The sequence below is a fragment of the Gorillibacterium terrae genome, assembly GCF_051594785.1.
Classification (GTDB): Bacteria; Bacillota; Bacilli; order Paenibacillales; family NBRC-103111; genus Gorillibacterium.
On sequence record NZ_JBPPGI010000001.1, the window covers coordinates 252,520 to 267,878 of the forward strand.

General features: G+C 60.8%; 13 protein-coding genes, 1 pseudogene and 1 riboswitch. Of the genes and pseudogenes, 12 read left to right on the top strand and 2 right to left on the bottom strand.

Annotated features, from left to right (window positions below; translation table 11 throughout):
• Nucleotides 1-107 precede the first annotated feature (107 nt).
• The 7 genes from ACSEXS_RS01115 (at nt 108) to ACSEXS_RS01145 (ending at nt 6,483) form a co-directional block, all read left to right on the top strand.
• On the top strand, nt 108-1,097 hold the full coding sequence (locus ACSEXS_RS01115) for an amidase domain-containing protein (protein WP_438431343.1): 990 nt from the start codon (nt 108-110) through the stop codon (nt 1,095-1,097).
• A gap of 21 nt (nt 1,098-1,118) precedes the next feature.
• Nucleotides 1,119-2,282 (top strand): D-alanine--D-alanine ligase, encoded by a 1,164-nt coding sequence (locus ACSEXS_RS01120; protein WP_438431344.1) that lies wholly within the window; start codon nt 1,119-1,121, stop codon nt 2,280-2,282.
• A gap of 4 nt (nt 2,283-2,286) precedes the next feature.
• The gene (locus ACSEXS_RS01125; protein WP_438431345.1) at nt 2,287-2,610 is read left to right on the top strand and encodes an MBT domain-containing protein; all 324 of its coding nucleotides are present in this window, start codon (nt 2,287-2,289) and stop codon (nt 2,608-2,610) included.
• Nucleotides 2,611-2,686: 76 nt separating this feature from the next.
• Complete coding sequence (uvsE, locus tag ACSEXS_RS01130; RefSeq protein ID WP_438431346.1) at nt 2,687-3,649, top strand: UV DNA damage repair endonuclease UvsE; 963 nt, start codon at nt 2,687-2,689, stop codon at nt 3,647-3,649.
• Nucleotides 3,650-3,866: 217 nt separating this feature from the next.
• Nucleotides 3,867-4,730, top strand: coding sequence for an inositol monophosphatase family protein (locus ACSEXS_RS01135; protein WP_438431347.1), 864 nt, complete (start codon nt 3,867-3,869; stop codon nt 4,728-4,730).
• Between the two features lie 273 nt (nt 4,731-5,003).
• Nucleotides 5,004-5,089, top strand: a riboswitch (cyclic di-GMP riboswitch).
• Nucleotides 5,090-5,169: 80 nt separating this feature from the next.
• Nucleotides 5,170-5,625 (top strand): chemotaxis protein CheX, encoded by a 456-nt coding sequence (locus ACSEXS_RS01140; RefSeq protein ID WP_438431348.1) that lies wholly within the window; start codon nt 5,170-5,172, stop codon nt 5,623-5,625.
• 138 nt (nt 5,626-5,763) lie between these two features.
• A complete protein-coding gene (locus ACSEXS_RS01145; RefSeq protein WP_438431349.1) occupies nt 5,764-6,483 on the top strand; it encodes a hypothetical protein in 720 nt (239 codons plus the stop codon).
• A 101-nt stretch (nt 6,484-6,584) separates the two neighbouring features.
• Here ACSEXS_RS01145 and ACSEXS_RS01150 read toward each other — a convergent pair whose 3' ends face one another.
• Together ACSEXS_RS01150 and ACSEXS_RS01155 are read right to left on the bottom strand one after the other, a co-directional pair.
• Nucleotides 6,585-9,020, bottom strand: a complete 2,436-nt coding sequence (locus ACSEXS_RS01150) for a glycoside hydrolase family 94 protein (protein WP_438431350.1) — start codon at nt 9,018-9,020, stop codon at nt 6,585-6,587.
• 121 nt (nt 9,021-9,141) lie between these two features.
• Nucleotides 9,142-10,245: a LacI family DNA-binding transcriptional regulator gene (locus ACSEXS_RS01155; protein ID WP_438431351.1), complete on the bottom strand. Its 1,104-nt coding sequence runs from the start codon at nt 10,243-10,245 to the stop codon at nt 9,142-9,144.
• A gap of 210 nt (nt 10,246-10,455) precedes the next feature.
• Here ACSEXS_RS01155 and ACSEXS_RS01160 point away from each other — a divergent pair, with 210 nt between their 5' ends.
• The 5 genes and pseudogenes from ACSEXS_RS01160 to ACSEXS_RS01180 all read left to right on the top strand — a co-directional run.
• Nucleotides 10,456-11,601: a metallophosphoesterase gene (locus ACSEXS_RS01160; protein WP_438431352.1), complete on the top strand. Its 1,146-nt coding sequence runs from the start codon at nt 10,456-10,458 to the stop codon at nt 11,599-11,601.
• A gap of 228 nt (nt 11,602-11,829) precedes the next feature.
• Entirely contained in the window at nt 11,830-12,675 is an 846-nt protein-coding gene (locus ACSEXS_RS01165; protein ID WP_438431353.1) for an ABC transporter ATP-binding protein, read from the top strand.
• Nucleotides 12,672-13,466, top strand: a complete 795-nt coding sequence (locus ACSEXS_RS01170) for a (2Fe-2S)-binding protein (protein ID WP_438431354.1) — start codon at nt 12,672-12,674, stop codon at nt 13,464-13,466. The genes ACSEXS_RS01165 and ACSEXS_RS01170 overlap by 4 nt, the downstream gene beginning before the upstream one ends.
• Before the next feature lie 403 nt (nt 13,467-13,869).
• On the top strand, nt 13,870-15,012 hold the full coding sequence (locus ACSEXS_RS01175; RefSeq protein WP_438431355.1) for a hydroxymethylglutaryl-CoA lyase-like TIM-barrel protein: 1,143 nt from the start codon (nt 13,870-13,872) through the stop codon (nt 15,010-15,012).
• Between the two features lie 64 nt (nt 15,013-15,076).
• Nucleotides 15,077-15,277, top strand: a pseudogene (locus ACSEXS_RS01180) (transposase); the annotation flags it as partial.
• Between the last annotated feature and the right edge of the window lie 82 nt (nt 15,278-15,359).

Here is a 15,359-nt window from a genome sequence, read left to right on the forward strand (position 1 = left end):
CTGCTTTTTCGCGGAAAATCGCCTAGGAAACCGGCTCCAAGGACCTTTTCGATCCACATGAGCCATGCCCGGTTTACATATAGTTGGAATGAATGGGGGGAATGGCGATGAATTGGAAGACGCTCCTCTACGAATATGCCCACAGCCGCAACCGGATGGAGGCGGAATGCGATCCGTCCGTCCTGCAGCCGCTGGGGGAGAGCTCGCTCGATTGGGGCTTGCAGGGAGAAAAGCTGCAGCGTATCCGCGAGCAGCGGCGGGAGCGCCGGCTCGTTGCGGTCAGCCGGGAGGTTCGCCTCCGCATCCTCCGAGCCAGGCCCATCCGCGGGGGGCTCTTGGCGGATATCCGCTTGCACAGCCGCTTCGCCTACCGCATCGACGGAGCGGATCATCTGGAGGAGCGGGCGGAACGGGAGAGCGTCTATCTGTCCGCTCTGCGGGGCGGCTGGGCGATCGCCGGCATCGAGCCGGACACCCGCGAGCTGACCGGAGGCGCAGTCTTCCCGCCGGAAGGGGGAGCGGCAAACGCGGCGCCCTTGCCCGCCAACCTTAAGCCTATGCTGAATCCGCTCGCCCAATTCCGCAGAGCGGGCGGGTACGACCGGCAGGCCGCGGCCGACTATGCCGACCGGTATTGGGAGACGGCCAATCCCGGCTATCTCGAATTCGAGGTCGACTGCTCGAACTATGTCTCGCAGTGCATCTTTGCAGGCGGAGCGCCGATGAACTATACTGATAGAAGAGATTCCGGCTGGTGGTACCGCGGCATGAGCGGCAGCCGGGAGAACTGGAGCTACAGTTGGGCCGTCGCCGACAGCCTTCGCCGGTATTTGGCGGCGGGCCGGTCGCACGGGCTCCGCGCCAAAGCGGTTGAAAGCGCGCAGGAGCTTGAGCCGGGCGACGTCATTAGCTACTGCTGGAAAGGCGACGGCCGGTTCGGCCACAGCACGGTGGTTGCTTCCAAGGACAAGAACGGGATGCCTCTCGTCAATGCCCATACCGTAAGCAGCAAGCATCGATACTGGGACTACCGGGATTCCTACGCCTGGACAGAGAACACCAGGTATCTTTTTTTTCATATTACGGATCTGTTCTGATTCCATATTCAGGAGGTTTCCATGGCGAACAAAGTTCGGGTTGGACTGATATACGGAGGCCGTTCGGGCGAGCATGACGTCTCCCTGCAGACAGCCCTCGCCGTTATACGGGCGTTTGATCACAGCAAGTACGAGATCCATCCGTTTTACATTGACCGCACCGGCGGCTGGAAAACGGGGCCCGTGCTGAACGGACCTGTCGGTTCCGTGGCCGAGCTGACTTTCGAGCGGGAGGCGCTTACGGCCGACGGCCGGATCGCCGGAGACGATACGGGAGCCGCAGCGGCGGGCAAGCAGGCGGCCGTGTCGGAGCAGGCGATGCCGCTCAGTCCGATCTTTGCCGGAACGAACGGGGAGCGGGGGCTCGATGTGGTCTTTCCGCTGCTGCACGGAACCTTCGGCGAAGACGGCACCATTCAGGGACTCCTGGAAATGGCCGACATTCCTTACGTCGGCGGCGGCGTGCTTGCCTCCTCGGTAGGCATGGATAAGGTGGTCATGAAGAAGCTGTTCGCCCAGGAAGGCCTGCCGCAGTGCATGTTCCGCCATTTCACCCGGGCGCAATGGGAGAAGGACCAGGTATTCTTCCTGATGGAGATCGAGATCGCACTCGGCTACCCCTGCTTCATCAAGCCGGCGAATCTCGGTTCGAGCGTCGGCATCTCCAAGGCGACCAACCGGGACGAACTGATCGAGGGCATCAAGACGGCGTTTAAATACGACCGCAAGGTGATCGTCGAGGAATTCGTCGATGGCCGCGAGATCGAGGTGGCGGTGCTCGGCAACGACGACCCGAAGGCCTCCGTGGCGGGCGAGATCGTCGCCGGAGCCGACTTCTACGATTACAAGGCCAAGTACCTGGACGGCAAATCGACGATGGTCATCCCCGCCGACCTGCCGGAGGAGCTGTCCGACCGCATCCGCGAGCTGGCCGTTCGGGCCTTCTGCGCGGTGGACGGCAGCGGTCTGTCGCGCGTCGACTTCTTTGTCGGCCGGACCGACAACGCCATTCTGATCAACGAGATCAACACGATGCCGGGCTTCACCCCGTTCAGCATGTATCCGCTGCTGTGGAAGGAAACCGGCAAATCCTACGGAGAGCTGCTCGACGAGCTGATCGGTCTCGCCGTGGAGCGGCACGCGGAGAAGCAAAAGCTGCAGTTTACTTTTGAAGCCGGAAGGTGAGACCATGGGATTCTCGACGGAATTCAACTCGGTCTGCAAGTTCAAATCCGAACGGGAGCTTGAAGACCTGTTCGAATACGGCAAGACCAAAATGCGCAAAAACGGCTTCCGCATCTATCCGACCGGCATGAAGGTAATCGCCTTCGATCCGCGCAATCAAGCCGTTGCGATCGTGAAGATCAGCGCCTCCATCGCCGAGATCGACTTCCAGGGCAAAGAGATCACCCTGGTGGAGATGGAGCTGGTTCGCCGCCTTACCGCCCAGGAGTCCGAGGTGGAAACGGCGCTCGCCGACGAAATGTTTTTCCGCGATCACCCCGGGCTGTGACGCAACGGGCGGAGAAAAGGGAATACTAAGGGCAGGCCCTTAGGGGCCCAGTCCGCTATTCCCGGAGTTGACGTTCATGCTGATCCGTTTCGGCTATGTGGCCATGTCGGTCCATGTGGCGCATGCTTCTCCATCGAAGACGATGACCGCGACGCAGTTTGCCAAGATTGCCGACCGTGAAGCGGCGCTCGGGAAGCTCGTTCGGATTGCCGAGGAGAATCTCCATAATACGCTGCGCCTGCTCCGCCACAACCGCGCCTACGATATCCATGTCTTCCGGTTCTCGTCCAAGCTGGTTCCGCTCGTCACCCATCCGCTGACCGAGGGCTGGGACCCGATTCCGCGGCTTGCGGAGCCGTTTCGGGAGCTGGGCGACTACGTCATCCAGCATGGCATGCGTACGTCCTTTCACCCCGACCACTTCACGGTGCTGACGACGCCCCGCGAGGAGGTGTTGCGCACCTCGCTCGCCGATCTGGCCCATCAGGTGCGGATGCTGGAGGCCATGGGTCTGGACGAACGCTCCAAATGCAACATCCATATCGGCGGTACCTATGGCGACAAGGAGTCGGCGCTGGCCCGCTTTCACAGCCGGGTTAACGATCTTCCGGCCGCAGTGAGGCGGAGGCTGACCCTGGAGAACGACGACAAAACGTATACCGCCGAGGAAACGCTGCAGGCCGCCGAGGAGCTCGGACTGCCGATGGTACTGGACCTGCACCATCACCAGGTGAATCCCGGCTCGGGCGTCGCCGCGGAAGAGCTTTGGCCGCGCATCCGGGCGACTTGGAAGGACACCGGGATTCCGCCGAAGATCCACGTGTCGAGCCCGAAGAGCGAGAAGGATGTGCGGGCCCACGCCGATTTCGTCGAGCCGGAGCCGCTCGCCGCCTTTTTGGGGGCAATCGCCGCCGAGACGCCGCGGCTCGATATCATGATCGAGGCGAAGCAGAAGGACGAGGCGCTGTTCCGGCTGGTCGCCGATTTGGCCGGACGGGAGGAATTCCGCGAAGTCGACGGCGCTACCTTGGAACGCTGAGCGCTGAACGTTGACCGCTTATGGTCCGTTACTTCCGCTCAAGCGGCACGCTTGATCCATCCCCACCGCAGACGGTGGGGTTTTTAGCGATAGGGCCTGCAACACCCATGCCCTTTGTCACCGCTTACGATGAAATTTGGGGGAAGCTCCGGTAGTTTTTGCGAAGCAACTCTACTATACTGGGGAATAAGAGATTAACCGAAATGAGTGATGATTCATGGCTGAGCCGATTAATGTCCATTATTCCGCAAGCGGGAAGAGCTTTACCGCAGTTGCCATCAACACGGCGGCCAAGGCCGGGGAGTGGATCAAGAGCAAGCTGGGAGCCTACACCACGCTGGGTACCAAAACATCGCCGGCCGATCTGGTGACCGAAATCGATAAAGGCTCGGAGAAGCTGATCAAGAACTTGATTATGACGCATTTTCCCGAGCATTCTTTCTTGGGGGAAGAAGGAGTAGAGCCCGGTCCGCTCGCATCCGCCCAAGCGCTGGAGAGTGTGAGGGACGCCGATTACCTGTGGATCGTCGATCCCATCGACGGCACGACCAATTTCGTTCACGGCTTTCCGTTCTTCTCCGTCTCCATCGCGCTGGCCTTCAAGGGCGAGGTCATCGTCGGGGTTGTCTACGATCCTTCCCGGGATGAGCTGTTCGTCGCCGAGAAGGGCAAAGGGGCTTATCTGCGGGGCAAGCCCATCCACGTCTCCTCGGAGGCGGCGCTGGCCGAGAGCCTCCTCGCGACCGGCTTCCCGACCGATCCGGTCGCGGCCCTGCCCGTGAACATGCGCGGCCTAACGGCTGTGCTGCCGCGCGTGCGCAACATCCGCAACGGAGGCTCCGCCGCGCTGCATTTGGCCTATATCGCCGCCGGCCGGCTGAGCGGCTTCTGGGAAATCAACCTCAACGCCTGGGATCTCGCCGCAGGCTCGCTGCTCGTTCAGGAAGCCGGCGGGCGGGTAACCGATACGACGGGGCAGGAGTATCACCTTGGCGTCCGGAATATCGTCGCAACGAGCGGAGGCATCCACGGCGAACTGATCGATGTGTTGAAGCAGGCGGAAGCTACGGGAATGGAATAGCGCCTCGGGACGAACGGGGCTTATCCAAGGCAGACGGTTTTCCGTCTGTCTTTTTGGTAGGCCCTTTTTGGCATGCTGCCGGGCCTTAGGCGTCGCCTTCGGCGGCGAAGGGTCACCCTCTTAGGTCCCTCGGCTCGCAGTCCGTATTCCGAAATCCGTCCACCAGAGACATAACCGGACAGGACTTGCAGGAAACGGGAAGGAAGTCTATTGATTAATGGGTTTTTGGAAAGTATACTTAGACTAATGGCAGGACTGTGGTCCTAACAACTTGATGCGAAAAGGCAAACCTACCGAAAGGCAGGGACGCAAAGCCTCGGGCCTAAAGGACCAGTTCCTACGGCGGCCGGGTTGCCGAACAACAGTGGCATTGGACCCTACCGGGAAGACCGCTATTGCTTGGTTTCGCACGATTCCAGCGAGTGAGAGAGGCGAAAAAATGCAAGCAGCTTACATCAATCCGTTTCTGATGTCTTCCTGTACGGTAATCGAATCCTTGATCCAGGTCAAACCGACACTGGGCGAGCTCACCATCAAGCAGATCGAGATCGGCGACGATCGCGTCTGGCTGAAGATCGGCATCGTCGGGGGCATGACCGGCGAAGTGGTATTCGGGTTCCCCGAAGCCGTGGCGCTGCGAATCGCTTCAGCGATGATGGGGGGATTTTCCCTGACTGAATTTGACGAGATCAGCCGCAGCGCCATCTCCGAATTGGCCAACATGATCAGCGGCAACGCCAGCACGCTCCTCTACAACCAGGGCATCTGCGTGGATATTACTCCGCCTGCTTTCATGGAGCAGCGCTCCGGAGTGCCCGGCGGCGTGAAGGCCTTGTCCATTCCGCTCAATCTGCATTCTTACGGAGCATTTGATATTTATGTCATTACCCGCTAAGGGGAGAGAACGCCGCGAGCAAGCGGCGTTTTTTTTGTAGAAAGGGATGAACCGCGACCGATTCGCAGTCCTTCACCCGAAGATGCTTCCCGGAGAAGAGGGAGCCGCGTTTAGGCGAACCCGAAAGGCAGGAGCCTCATGAAACGACCGAGCAAACGAAAGACCGCACTCCTAATCCTATCTTCGTTGATTCTGCTGTTGGCGATTTCGCTTTACCTGAAGACGCCCCAGCCCGTCAACGCGATGTTCGCGGGTTCTTCGAGCCTGACTCCCTATGGGAACCGGGTTTACATCGACCCGAGTATTTCGCAGATGACCCGTGAGCAACTCTTGCAGGATCTCAAAGAATCCGAGGAACGGATTAAGGGATTTTACGGAGAGGTTCAAGCCGACCCGACGTTCCTGTTCGTGGAGTCGCCCAAAATGGTTAAGCGGTATGCCCAGAACTCGACGGGACAAACGTATCATCTGTACTGGGGAGATTACATTGTGGTTGGACCGAGCGGATTTAGCCAGGATGTGATCGCCCATGAAAGGATGCATTCCGAATTGAAGAAGAGGGCCAAGCTGGATCGGATTCCCGCTTGGTTTGACGAAGGCTTGGCAACGCTGGCCGATGATCGGTTTCCCGATTACAAGTCCTTCGATGCCGGTCCCCAGGACAAGCAGAAGCTTCAAGCGATTTCCAAGCGAAACGACTTTAATCGAATGAGCTCGGACAAGAGTTATCCGATTGCCCATGCGGAAGTGGGGCATTGGTTCGGAAAGGTGGGGCAAGCCGGCCTGGCCCGCCTCATCGATGGGATCAACGATGGAAAATCCTTTGACGAGCTCTTCGCGGAGATCGATGTTGAGTAGGCAGTGCAGAAGAGTTCGGCCTTGAATACAAAAAGGACCGCTTCCTCAAATGGAAGCGGTCCTTTGTCTTACCTACCGGTATGACCGGATACGGCTATCAATCAGCCCAATACGACCTCGACTTCATGCGTAGCGCCGTCGCCGACCACCGGCAGAACATTGCCTTCGATCTCGCGGCCGTCCAGCGTCATCTTGGCGACGCCCTTCGAGACGTGGTTCGGGTTGGTGATCTTGATGCGGTAGGTGTCGCCGCGGAAGACGCGGGTGATCGTGTAGCCGTCCCAAGCCTTCGGGATGCAGGGGTCGACCTTCAAGCCATCGAAGTCCGGCTTGATGCCGAGGATCGCCTGGGTGATGGCGACGAAGTTCCAGGACGCCGTGCCGGTCAGCCAGGAGTTCTTGGCTTCGCCGTGGCGGACGGCGTCGCGGCCTGCGATCATCTGCGAGTAGACATACGGCTCCATACGGTGCAGGTCGCTGATGTCCTCGCGATAGGCGGGAGCGATTCGGCTGTACACCTCGAACGCGCGGTCGCCGCGGCCGATCTCGGCTTCCGCAATCATGATCCACGGGTTGTTGTGGCAGAAGATACCGGCGTTTTCCTTATAGCCCGGCGGGTAGGACGAGATTTCGCCGAGGTTGATGTAATACTTGGAGTACGGCGGCTGCTGCAGCACGATGCCGTGCTTGGTCTCCAGCCGTTCGATGACGGAGTCGAGCGCCTTCTCGGCGTCGCCGGTCTCGACACCGATGCCCGCCATGACGCACATGCCCTGCGGCTCGATGAAGATTTGGCCTTCGGCGCATTCCTTCGAGCCGATCTTGTCGCCGTAGTGGTCATAGGCGCGAAGGAACCAGTCGCCGTCGAAGCCGTGCTTCATCGTCGTTTCCTTCATGCCCTGGATGAGCGCTTCCGCTTCCGCGGCTTCCTTCTCCAGACCGCGGCGGCGGCAGATTTCCACGTAATCCGGACCGACGAAGACGAACAGGCCGGCGATGAAGACGGATTCGGCCACTTTGCCTTCGATGTTCTCCGTCGTCTGGAACGATTCGCCCGGCGTGTTGGAGAAGCAATTCAGGTTGAGGCAGTCGTTCCAGTCGGCGCGGCCGATCAGCGGCAGCCCGTGGGGCCCAAGGTTGTTCGGCACGTGGAAGAAGGAGCGCTTCAGATGCTCGAACAGCGTGGCGGAGTTGTTCGGGTCGTTGTCGAACGGAACGTCTTCATCCAGGATGCTGAAGTCGCCGGTTTCTTTGACATAAGCGGCGGTGCCGCTGATCAGCCACAGCGGATCGTCGTTGAAGCCGATGCCGACTTCGGTGTTGCCGCGCTTCGTGAGCGGCTGGTATTGGTGATACGCGCTGCCGTCGTCGAATTGGGTGGAGGCAATGTCGATGATCCGTTCGCGGGCGCGCTCCGGAATCTGGTGCACGAAGCCGAGCAGGTCCTGGTTGGAGTCGCGGAAGCCCATGCCGCGGCCGATGCCGGATTCGAAGTAGGACGCCGAGCGGGACATGTTGAACGTGACCATGCATTGGTACGGGTTCCAGATGTTGACCATCCGGCCGAGCTTCTCGTCGCCCGTCTCGATCATGTACTTCGAGAGCAGGTTGTTCCAATAAGCGGCGAGCTCGTCAAGCGCGGCGTCGACTTGGGCCGGCTCGGCGAATTTGGCGATCATCGCTTCGGCGCGGGTCTTGTTGACAACGTCGAGCGCTTCCCATTTCTCTTCCTGCGGATTCTCCACGTAGCCGAGAATGAACACGAGCGTCTGCTCTTCGCCGGGAGCGAGCTCCAGGTTCAGGCTGTGCGAGCCGATCGGCGACCAGCCGCTCGCCACCGAGTTGCGGGATTCGCCCGCGGCGACAACCTGCGGGGCATCCAGTCCGTTATACAGGCCGAGGAACGATTCGCGGTCGGTGTCGAAGCCGTCCATGGGGCGGTTGACCGAGTAGAACGCATAGTGGTCGCGGCGCTCGCGGTATTCCGTCTTGTGGTAGATGACGGAATCCTTGACTTCCACTTCGCCGATGCTCAGGTTGCGTTGGAAGTTGGTCATGTCGTCCTGGGCGTTCCACAGGCAGAATTCCACGAAGGAGAACAGCTTGACGCTCTTCTTGGCGTCGGAGGTGTTCTTGACGGTGACTTTATAGACTTCGCCGTTGTAATTCAGCGGCACGAAAGCCAATTGATTGACCTGGATTCCGTTCCGGGCGCCGGTGATCGAGGTGTAGCCGAGGCCGTGGCGGCACTCGTAGAAATCGAGATCGCGCTTGACCGGCATCCAGCCGGGCGTCCAGAAGTCGCCTTCGTCGTACAGGTAGAAATAGCGGCCGCCCGTGTCGACCGGGATGTTGTTGTACCGGTAGCGGGTGAGGCGGCGCATCCGGGCGTCGCGGTAGAAGCAGTAGCCGCCGGCCGTGTTCGAGATCAGGCCGAAAAAGTTCTCGTTGCCCAGGTAATTGATCCAGGGATAGGGGGTTTGGGGGGTGGTGATGACATACTCTTTGCGGGCGTCATCAAAATGGCCGAATTTCACGATTCCAACTCCTCTCATGATAGGGAAAACCGTCTTGCGCTAGCCTGTGTATAAACGCGCGTTCACAAACGCGCCAAATGAACCCCGCGGGGGTTATTTGCGAAAAAAGGATAAGGGCCGATCAGCCCGGAACATCCGATCCGTCGTCTGTTGAAGCCGAGCTGTCCGCTGGAACCTCAGCCCTCTTCGCGCAGGATTCGCGGACGACGAGCCGGGTGGGGAAGCTGACGGCGCTGAAGGAGGCGCTCCGCTTGCGGCACATGGCGACAACCGTTTCGGCGGCCGTCTGCGACATCTCCGCGATCGGCAGGCGAACGGAGGTGAGCGCAGGCGTGAGGCGTGAGGCGATCGGCGAATCGTCAAAGCCGATCAGCGACACGTCCTCCGGCACTCGGAGGCCGAAATCGCGGAAGGCGTCGAGCGCGCCGAGGGCCATCTCGTCGTTGGCGGCGAAGAAGGCGGTCGGACGCTCTCCGGCGGCGAGGAACTCGGTCACCGCCCGGCATGCCGGGCCGCGGCGGAAATCGCCGTCGAGCACAAGCTCCTTGCGGAGCGGTATTCCGTGCTCCTCCAGGGCGGACTCGTAGGCGCGCAGCCGCTCCCGGCCGGAGTGGGTATTCAGCCGGCCGCTGATGAAGGCGATCTCCCGATGTCCAAGCGCGATCAGGTGGGCGACCGCTTCGCTGCCGCCCGCGAAGTCCTTGGTGTTGATGACCGCGACCGTGTTGTTGTCCATATGGTGCCTGGCGAGCTCGGCGGGGTCGTAGTCGATCAGCACGAGCGGCTCTCCGAGCTGGACGATGCTGCGGATTTCCTCCAGATTCTTCTGCGTGCCGACGATGACGCCGCCGTCGATCCGCTTTTGCGAGAAGGCTTGGCGGATCTTCTGGAAATCCTCCTCGGAATACACCGTATGAATGAGAACGTAATAGCCGAGGGCATTGGCGGTATCGACCAGCGCGTCCACGAAGGGCGCGAAGTAATTGTTCTGGTAAATCCGGTTGCCCCGCGTCTTCTCGGCGGTGCTGATGACGAAGAGGCCGATGGTGTCCGTGCCCTTGCCGGCGAGAACGCGGGCATTGGTGTTGGGCTCGTAGTGGTGCTCCTCGATCACCTTCATCACCTTGCGCCGGGTCTCCTCGGGAACGTTCGGGTATTGGTTGATCACTCGGGACACGGTGCTGCGGGAGACTCCCGCCAGCCTGGCGATATCTTCGCTGCGCATGTTCGGCTCCTTCTCATAAACGCGTGTTCACACCCATTGTAGACCAACGGCGGCCGCTTGGCAACGACAAAAAGAAAGCGCCGTCAAAAGTAGATGAAGTCCCGAGTGGGGGATGCGCCGCGGAGCCCCCGGCTCGAAGGAACTTTTGAGAGAATGTGATATAATCGGTGACAAGTTCGCTATCTTGGTGAAGGAAAGAGGGCATTGCCGGTGAAATGGCGCATGATCGGAATCGGTATTGTTTTCTTGGGCGTGTACGCGGCGCTCACTTATTATATCGGCTGGAACGGGCTGGTCTTCCTGGATGCCGCCGGAGCGGCGGTAAACGGCTGGGCCTATTGGCCGGTGCTCGCGGTGCTCGCGGTGGCCTATCTGGCGGGTCGGCTTCCCTTTGGTCAGGGCAGAGTAACGAGGTTTCTTAAGGTGGTAGGCTCGTATTACTTCGGCCTGCTGGAATACCTGCTGATCCTGCTTCCCCTCGCGGACCTGGCCGTGGCAATCGGAACGGCTGCCGGAGCGGACCGGACCGGGATGATTCTGGGCAGCGGCTGGACGGTTGCGGCCCTCCTGGCATTTATTCTTCTCTACGGCTCCTGGAACGCCTGGTCGCCGGTCGTCCGCTCGTATGAGCTGGAGATCGACAAGCCGCTGGGCGAGAATGGGCGGCTAAACGTGATCATGGCCTCCGACATCCACCTCGGGAACATCGTCGGCAACCGCCATCTGGGACGGATGGTCGAGCGGATGAATGAGTTAAAGCCGGATGTGGTGCTGCTGCCGGGTGATGTCATCGACGAGGACATCGAGCCGTTTGTGCGCAACCGGATGGCCGATACCTTCGGCAAGCTGAAGGCCAAGCACGGCATTTACGCCTCGCTGGGCAACCACGAATATTACGGCGGCCATATCGAGGAGTACGTAAAACGGATGAAAGCGATCGGCATTCCCGTGCTGCTCGACGAAGCCATTCTGGTGGACGGAGCGTTCTACGTGGTCGGCCGCAAGGACAAGACAGCGGAGGGGAGAGGGCAAGGCGGCCGACGGGCGGTGTCGGACCTGCTCTCCGGGCTCGACCCGGCCAAGCCCATTCTACTGATGGACCATCAGCCGTACGGCTTCGCGGAAGCGGCGGCGGCGGGAGCGGATCTGCTGGTGTCGGGGCATACGCACCGCGGGCAGTTCGCGCCCAACCATTGGGTGACCAAACGGATGTACGAGCTGGACTGGGGTTACATGCGCAAGGAGCGGATGCACGTCGCCGTCTCGTCCGGCTTCGGCACCTGGGGGCCGGCCATCCGGTTGGCCAGCCGCTCCGAGATCCTGGAGCTGACACTGGTGTACAAGCCCAGGCAGTAGAACGAGAACAGAACGGTCGGCCATCCGATCGGCGCCTGACGACAGTCGGACGTACGCAGGGCTGAGGGGCCTGAGCGAACGAACCCGGCTGTCGGCAGGCGCTTTTTCGTGGAGGAAGCTTTTCAATTGGAATCCATTTGAGCGGAACCGATTGACGAATCTAATTGATAACGATTATCATTGATAATATCAAAATGAAGATCGGATGAAGAAAGGGAAGGAATCCGCATGAACACCTTGGAGACGAAAGCTCTCGATATCGCCTATGCCGACCGCCTGATCGTGGAGGGCATGAACTTATCGCTGCCGGAAGGAAAGATTACGGCGCTCGTCGGCGCGAACGGCTCCGGCAAATCGACGCTCCTGAAGACGATGGCCCGCATCCTGAAGCCGCAGCGCGGCGGAGTGTACCTGGACGGCAAGTCGATCCACTCCCAGTCCACGGTGGAGGTGGCGAGGCAGCTTGCCATTCTGCCGCAGAATCCGAGCGCTCCGGAGGGACTCACGGTCAGCGAGCTCGTCTCCTTCGGCCGGTTTCCCCATCAGCGCGGCTTCGGTTCCCTGACCGCGAAGGATAAGGATGCGATCCGGTCCGCGCTGGAAGTAACCGGCATGGCCGGGCTCGCGCTGCGCTCCCTGGACGAGCTGTCCGGCGGGCAGCGGCAGCGCGCCTGGATCGCCATGGCGATCGCCCAGGAGACGGACATCCTGTTCCTCGACGAGCCGACCACCTACCTGGACATGGCGCATCAGCTGGAGGTGCTCAAGCTCCTGCAAAAGCTGAACGAAGAGGAGGGGCGAACCATCGTGATGGTTGTCCACGACCTCAACCATGCGACCCGCTACGCCCAGCACATGGTCGCCATCCGCGAGGGCAGGGTCGTGGCCGAAGGAACGCCGACCGAGGTCGTTACGCCGGACGTGCTGCGTCAGGTGTTCGGGATCGAGGCCGATCTGGTGGCCGACCCCCGCACCGGCGTACCGCTGTGCCTGCCTTATGAATTGGCCGGAAAAGCCTCGGAGCCTGTCCGGGTTCCCTCGCAGAAGGAGGCGCTGGTATCGGCGCGACGGTGATCGACCCCGAAATCGCCGCTTATTACGGCGTTGTCACGGAAGAGCCTGCCGACGCCGCAGGGTTTTCCTTTGCGGAGCTGGCCCGGCCGGAAGGGGCGCTCGTCTTCGCCCAAGCCTTCGCGTCGCGGCTGCGGGCGCGGACGCTGGACGTAGCGGGCACGTACTTGGCCTCCTGGCTCGCTCGGCTCTCGGGAGCCTATCAGGAGACGCTGGTTCAGGCTTCGGCGGAGCTTCGTCTCCAGCCGGAAAACACGTTCCTGTACCTGTCGGGCGAAGGACCGGCGGTTTCCTTATCGTTCTTCCTGAAGACGGCCGAGCTTCGGCCGCTTCCCGCAGGCGTTGGCCGGGGTAGCGCGGCGCGGGCAGGCATGGACCGCTTTTACGGAGAGCTCGTCCGCCCGCTGTTCGAGTCGGTGGCCGCCGCCGCGGCAGTTCAGCCGCAGACGCTGTGGGCGCTGCTTGCGACCAGTCTGCGCTATGGCTGGGACCGGCTGCAAGCGAAGGAGCTGCCCGAGCCGTACGGCAGCCGGCTTGCGCACGACTTCTCGTATCTCATGCAGGAGATGCCGGGAGAGATCTTCGGGACGGGAAGCCGCAATCCGCTGGCCGTCCGGTTCCGCAGCGTCGACAGCCCCTACGAGCCGGGGGCGAAGGTGTTGATCCGCGCCGCCTGCTGCCTCGCTTACAAGACAGATAACGGGTATGGTTACTGCTACAATTGCCCGAAGCTCAGCCGAGAAGAGCGAGAGGAGCAGTTCCGCGAGATTCGTCGGCGGATGGCGACCCCCTAACTTCCGGAATCGACGTCCCTTGAAAACGCAAACACGACTCATCATCCGATAGCCGCCTTTCTTCTCCGGGAAGGGCGGTTTTTGTTAGGGGGAAGCCTGCCTGCTTAGGCACCCCGACCGGACAAGCGGGATGTTATCCATTCTGCAAAAGACTTCGGCGCTGTTTATCGGGAGAACTGCCTGCCGGCTGCTGCCCGGTGTCTTTCGCTAGACAGAGCGGGCAAGAGGATGACAAGGATGCGGCAGAATAGTGGATAAGAGTGGAATTAATTCGGAAGATATATCTAATTATTAGAACGTTTATATCTAAAAACAGCTTTGAAAAAGAACGATTGACTTTGTATAATGAAGATGTTGTTAAGTTTAATGACATCAAAACGAACGGAAACGAAAGAGGTGCACCATGAAGCGAATCGGGTACTGCGATACGACACTGCGTGACGGAGAGCAGGCTGCGGGAGTGGCATTTACGGCGGAGGAAAAGCGGCAGATCGCCCGGATGCTCGCCGAAGCGGGCGTGCAGCAGATCGAAGTCGGCACGCCGGCGATGGGCGCGGACGAGGAAGCCGCCATTCGCAGCATCGTCGAGCTGGAGCTGCCGGTGGTGATTTCCACCTGGAACCGGGCGCTCGCCCGGGATCTCGATGCGACGCTCCGAACCGGTGCCCGTTGGGCGCACGTCACTCTTCCCGCTTCCGAGCTGCATATCCGCGACAAGCTGGGCCTGACGAAGTCCGGGGCGCTATCGCTGATCCGGCGGGCGGCTGACTACGGGATGAAGCGCGGGCTTCAAGTCTCGATCGGACTGGAAGATGCTTCGCGGGCGGACCCTTCGTTTATGTCGCTCGTGATCAATACACTCTATGAAGATGGTGTGCGCCGCTTCCGGTATGCCGATACGGTGTCGGCTCTGAACCCGGTGACCACGACGGAACGGATCAAGACGCTCGTCGACTCTGTTCCTTCGGATACAGAGCTGGAATTCCACGGCCACAACGACTTCGGGTTGGCCACGGCGAACACCCTCGCCGCTTTGGCGGCCGGTGCGGCCATCGCCAGCACGACCGTCGCCGGTCTCGGCGAACGGGCCGGCAATGCGGCCATGGAAGAGGTTTCGATGGCCTGGCGCCATCTCTACCAAGGCTGCGATGTGCTACAGACGGAATGGTTCCAGCCGCTCGCCGATTACGTCACCCAGGCCTCGGGCCGCCGCATGCCGGAGGCGAAGCCGATCGTCGGCAGCCTGGTCTACGCGCACGAATCGGGCATCCATGTGGACGGCCTGATCAAGAACCGGTCCGTGTACCAATGCTTTGAGCCGGAAGAACTGTGCCGGGAGCACAGCTTTCTGTTGGGCAAGCATTCCGGCCTGCATTCGCTGGAGCATGTGCTCAGCCTCCAAGGGGTGGAGATGAACCGAATCGGCGGAGCGGATCTGCTCTCGCAGGTGCGCAAGGAAGCGGAGAAGCTGAAGCGTCCGATCGCCCCGCGCGAGGTGGCCGATCTGGCCCGCCGCCTGGAAACGGCAAACGGAATCGTCCAATAAAAAGAGAGATTGCTTTACCCTTTGGATAGGGGCAGCCCCATCGCACAGAGAGGAGCGCAACGCCATGGCGCGGAGAGGCCAATCGTTCGTATCGTATTCGCCCGAGATCAAAGCGGAGGCGGTGCGTCTCCGTTTGGAAGAAAAGGCGTCGCTCCGGGAAATTCGGCTGCTGCTCAACATTCGCAGCGACGCGCAGATCATCGGCTGGGTTAAACGCCATGAAGACGGCCTTTCCTTGGAGGACGGCCGGGGGCAGTGGCGGCGGGCTCAGGAGGCGTAATCTTCTTGGCGCACCGGGCCGCAGGCCGCGATCGCCAAACAGGCCGTTTTCGGCGGGAACGACTCCC

What these genes read in the sequence shown, in the direction of transcription:
- ACSEXS_RS01175 (WP_438431355.1), top strand. Translation starts at nt 13,870, where the DNA reads ATGAAGCGAATCGGGTACTGCGATACGACACTGCGTGACGGAGAGCAG.
- ACSEXS_RS01115 (WP_438431343.1), top strand. Translation starts at nt 108, where the DNA reads ATGAATTGGAAGACGCTCCTCTACGAATATGCCCACAGCCGCAACCGG.
- ACSEXS_RS01165 (WP_438431353.1), top strand. Translation starts at nt 11,830, where the DNA reads ATGAACACCTTGGAGACGAAAGCTCTCGATATCGCCTATGCCGACCGC.
- ACSEXS_RS01135 (WP_438431347.1), top strand. Translation starts at nt 3,867, where the DNA reads ATGGCTGAGCCGATTAATGTCCATTATTCCGCAAGCGGGAAGAGCTTT.
- ACSEXS_RS01120 (WP_438431344.1), top strand. Translation starts at nt 1,119, where the DNA reads ATGGCGAACAAAGTTCGGGTTGGACTGATATACGGAGGCCGTTCGGGC.
- ACSEXS_RS01155 (WP_438431351.1), bottom strand. Translation starts at nt 10,245, where the DNA reads ATGCGCAGCGAAGATATCGCCAGGCTGGCGGGAGTCTCCCGCAGCACC.
- ACSEXS_RS01140 (WP_438431348.1), top strand. Translation starts at nt 5,170, where the DNA reads ATGCAAGCAGCTTACATCAATCCGTTTCTGATGTCTTCCTGTACGGTA.
- ACSEXS_RS01145 (WP_438431349.1), top strand. Translation starts at nt 5,764, where the DNA reads ATGAAACGACCGAGCAAACGAAAGACCGCACTCCTAATCCTATCTTCG.
- uvsE (WP_438431346.1), top strand. Translation starts at nt 2,687, where the DNA reads ATGCTGATCCGTTTCGGCTATGTGGCCATGTCGGTCCATGTGGCGCAT.
- ACSEXS_RS01125 (WP_438431345.1), top strand. Translation starts at nt 2,287, where the DNA reads ATGGGATTCTCGACGGAATTCAACTCGGTCTGCAAGTTCAAATCCGAA.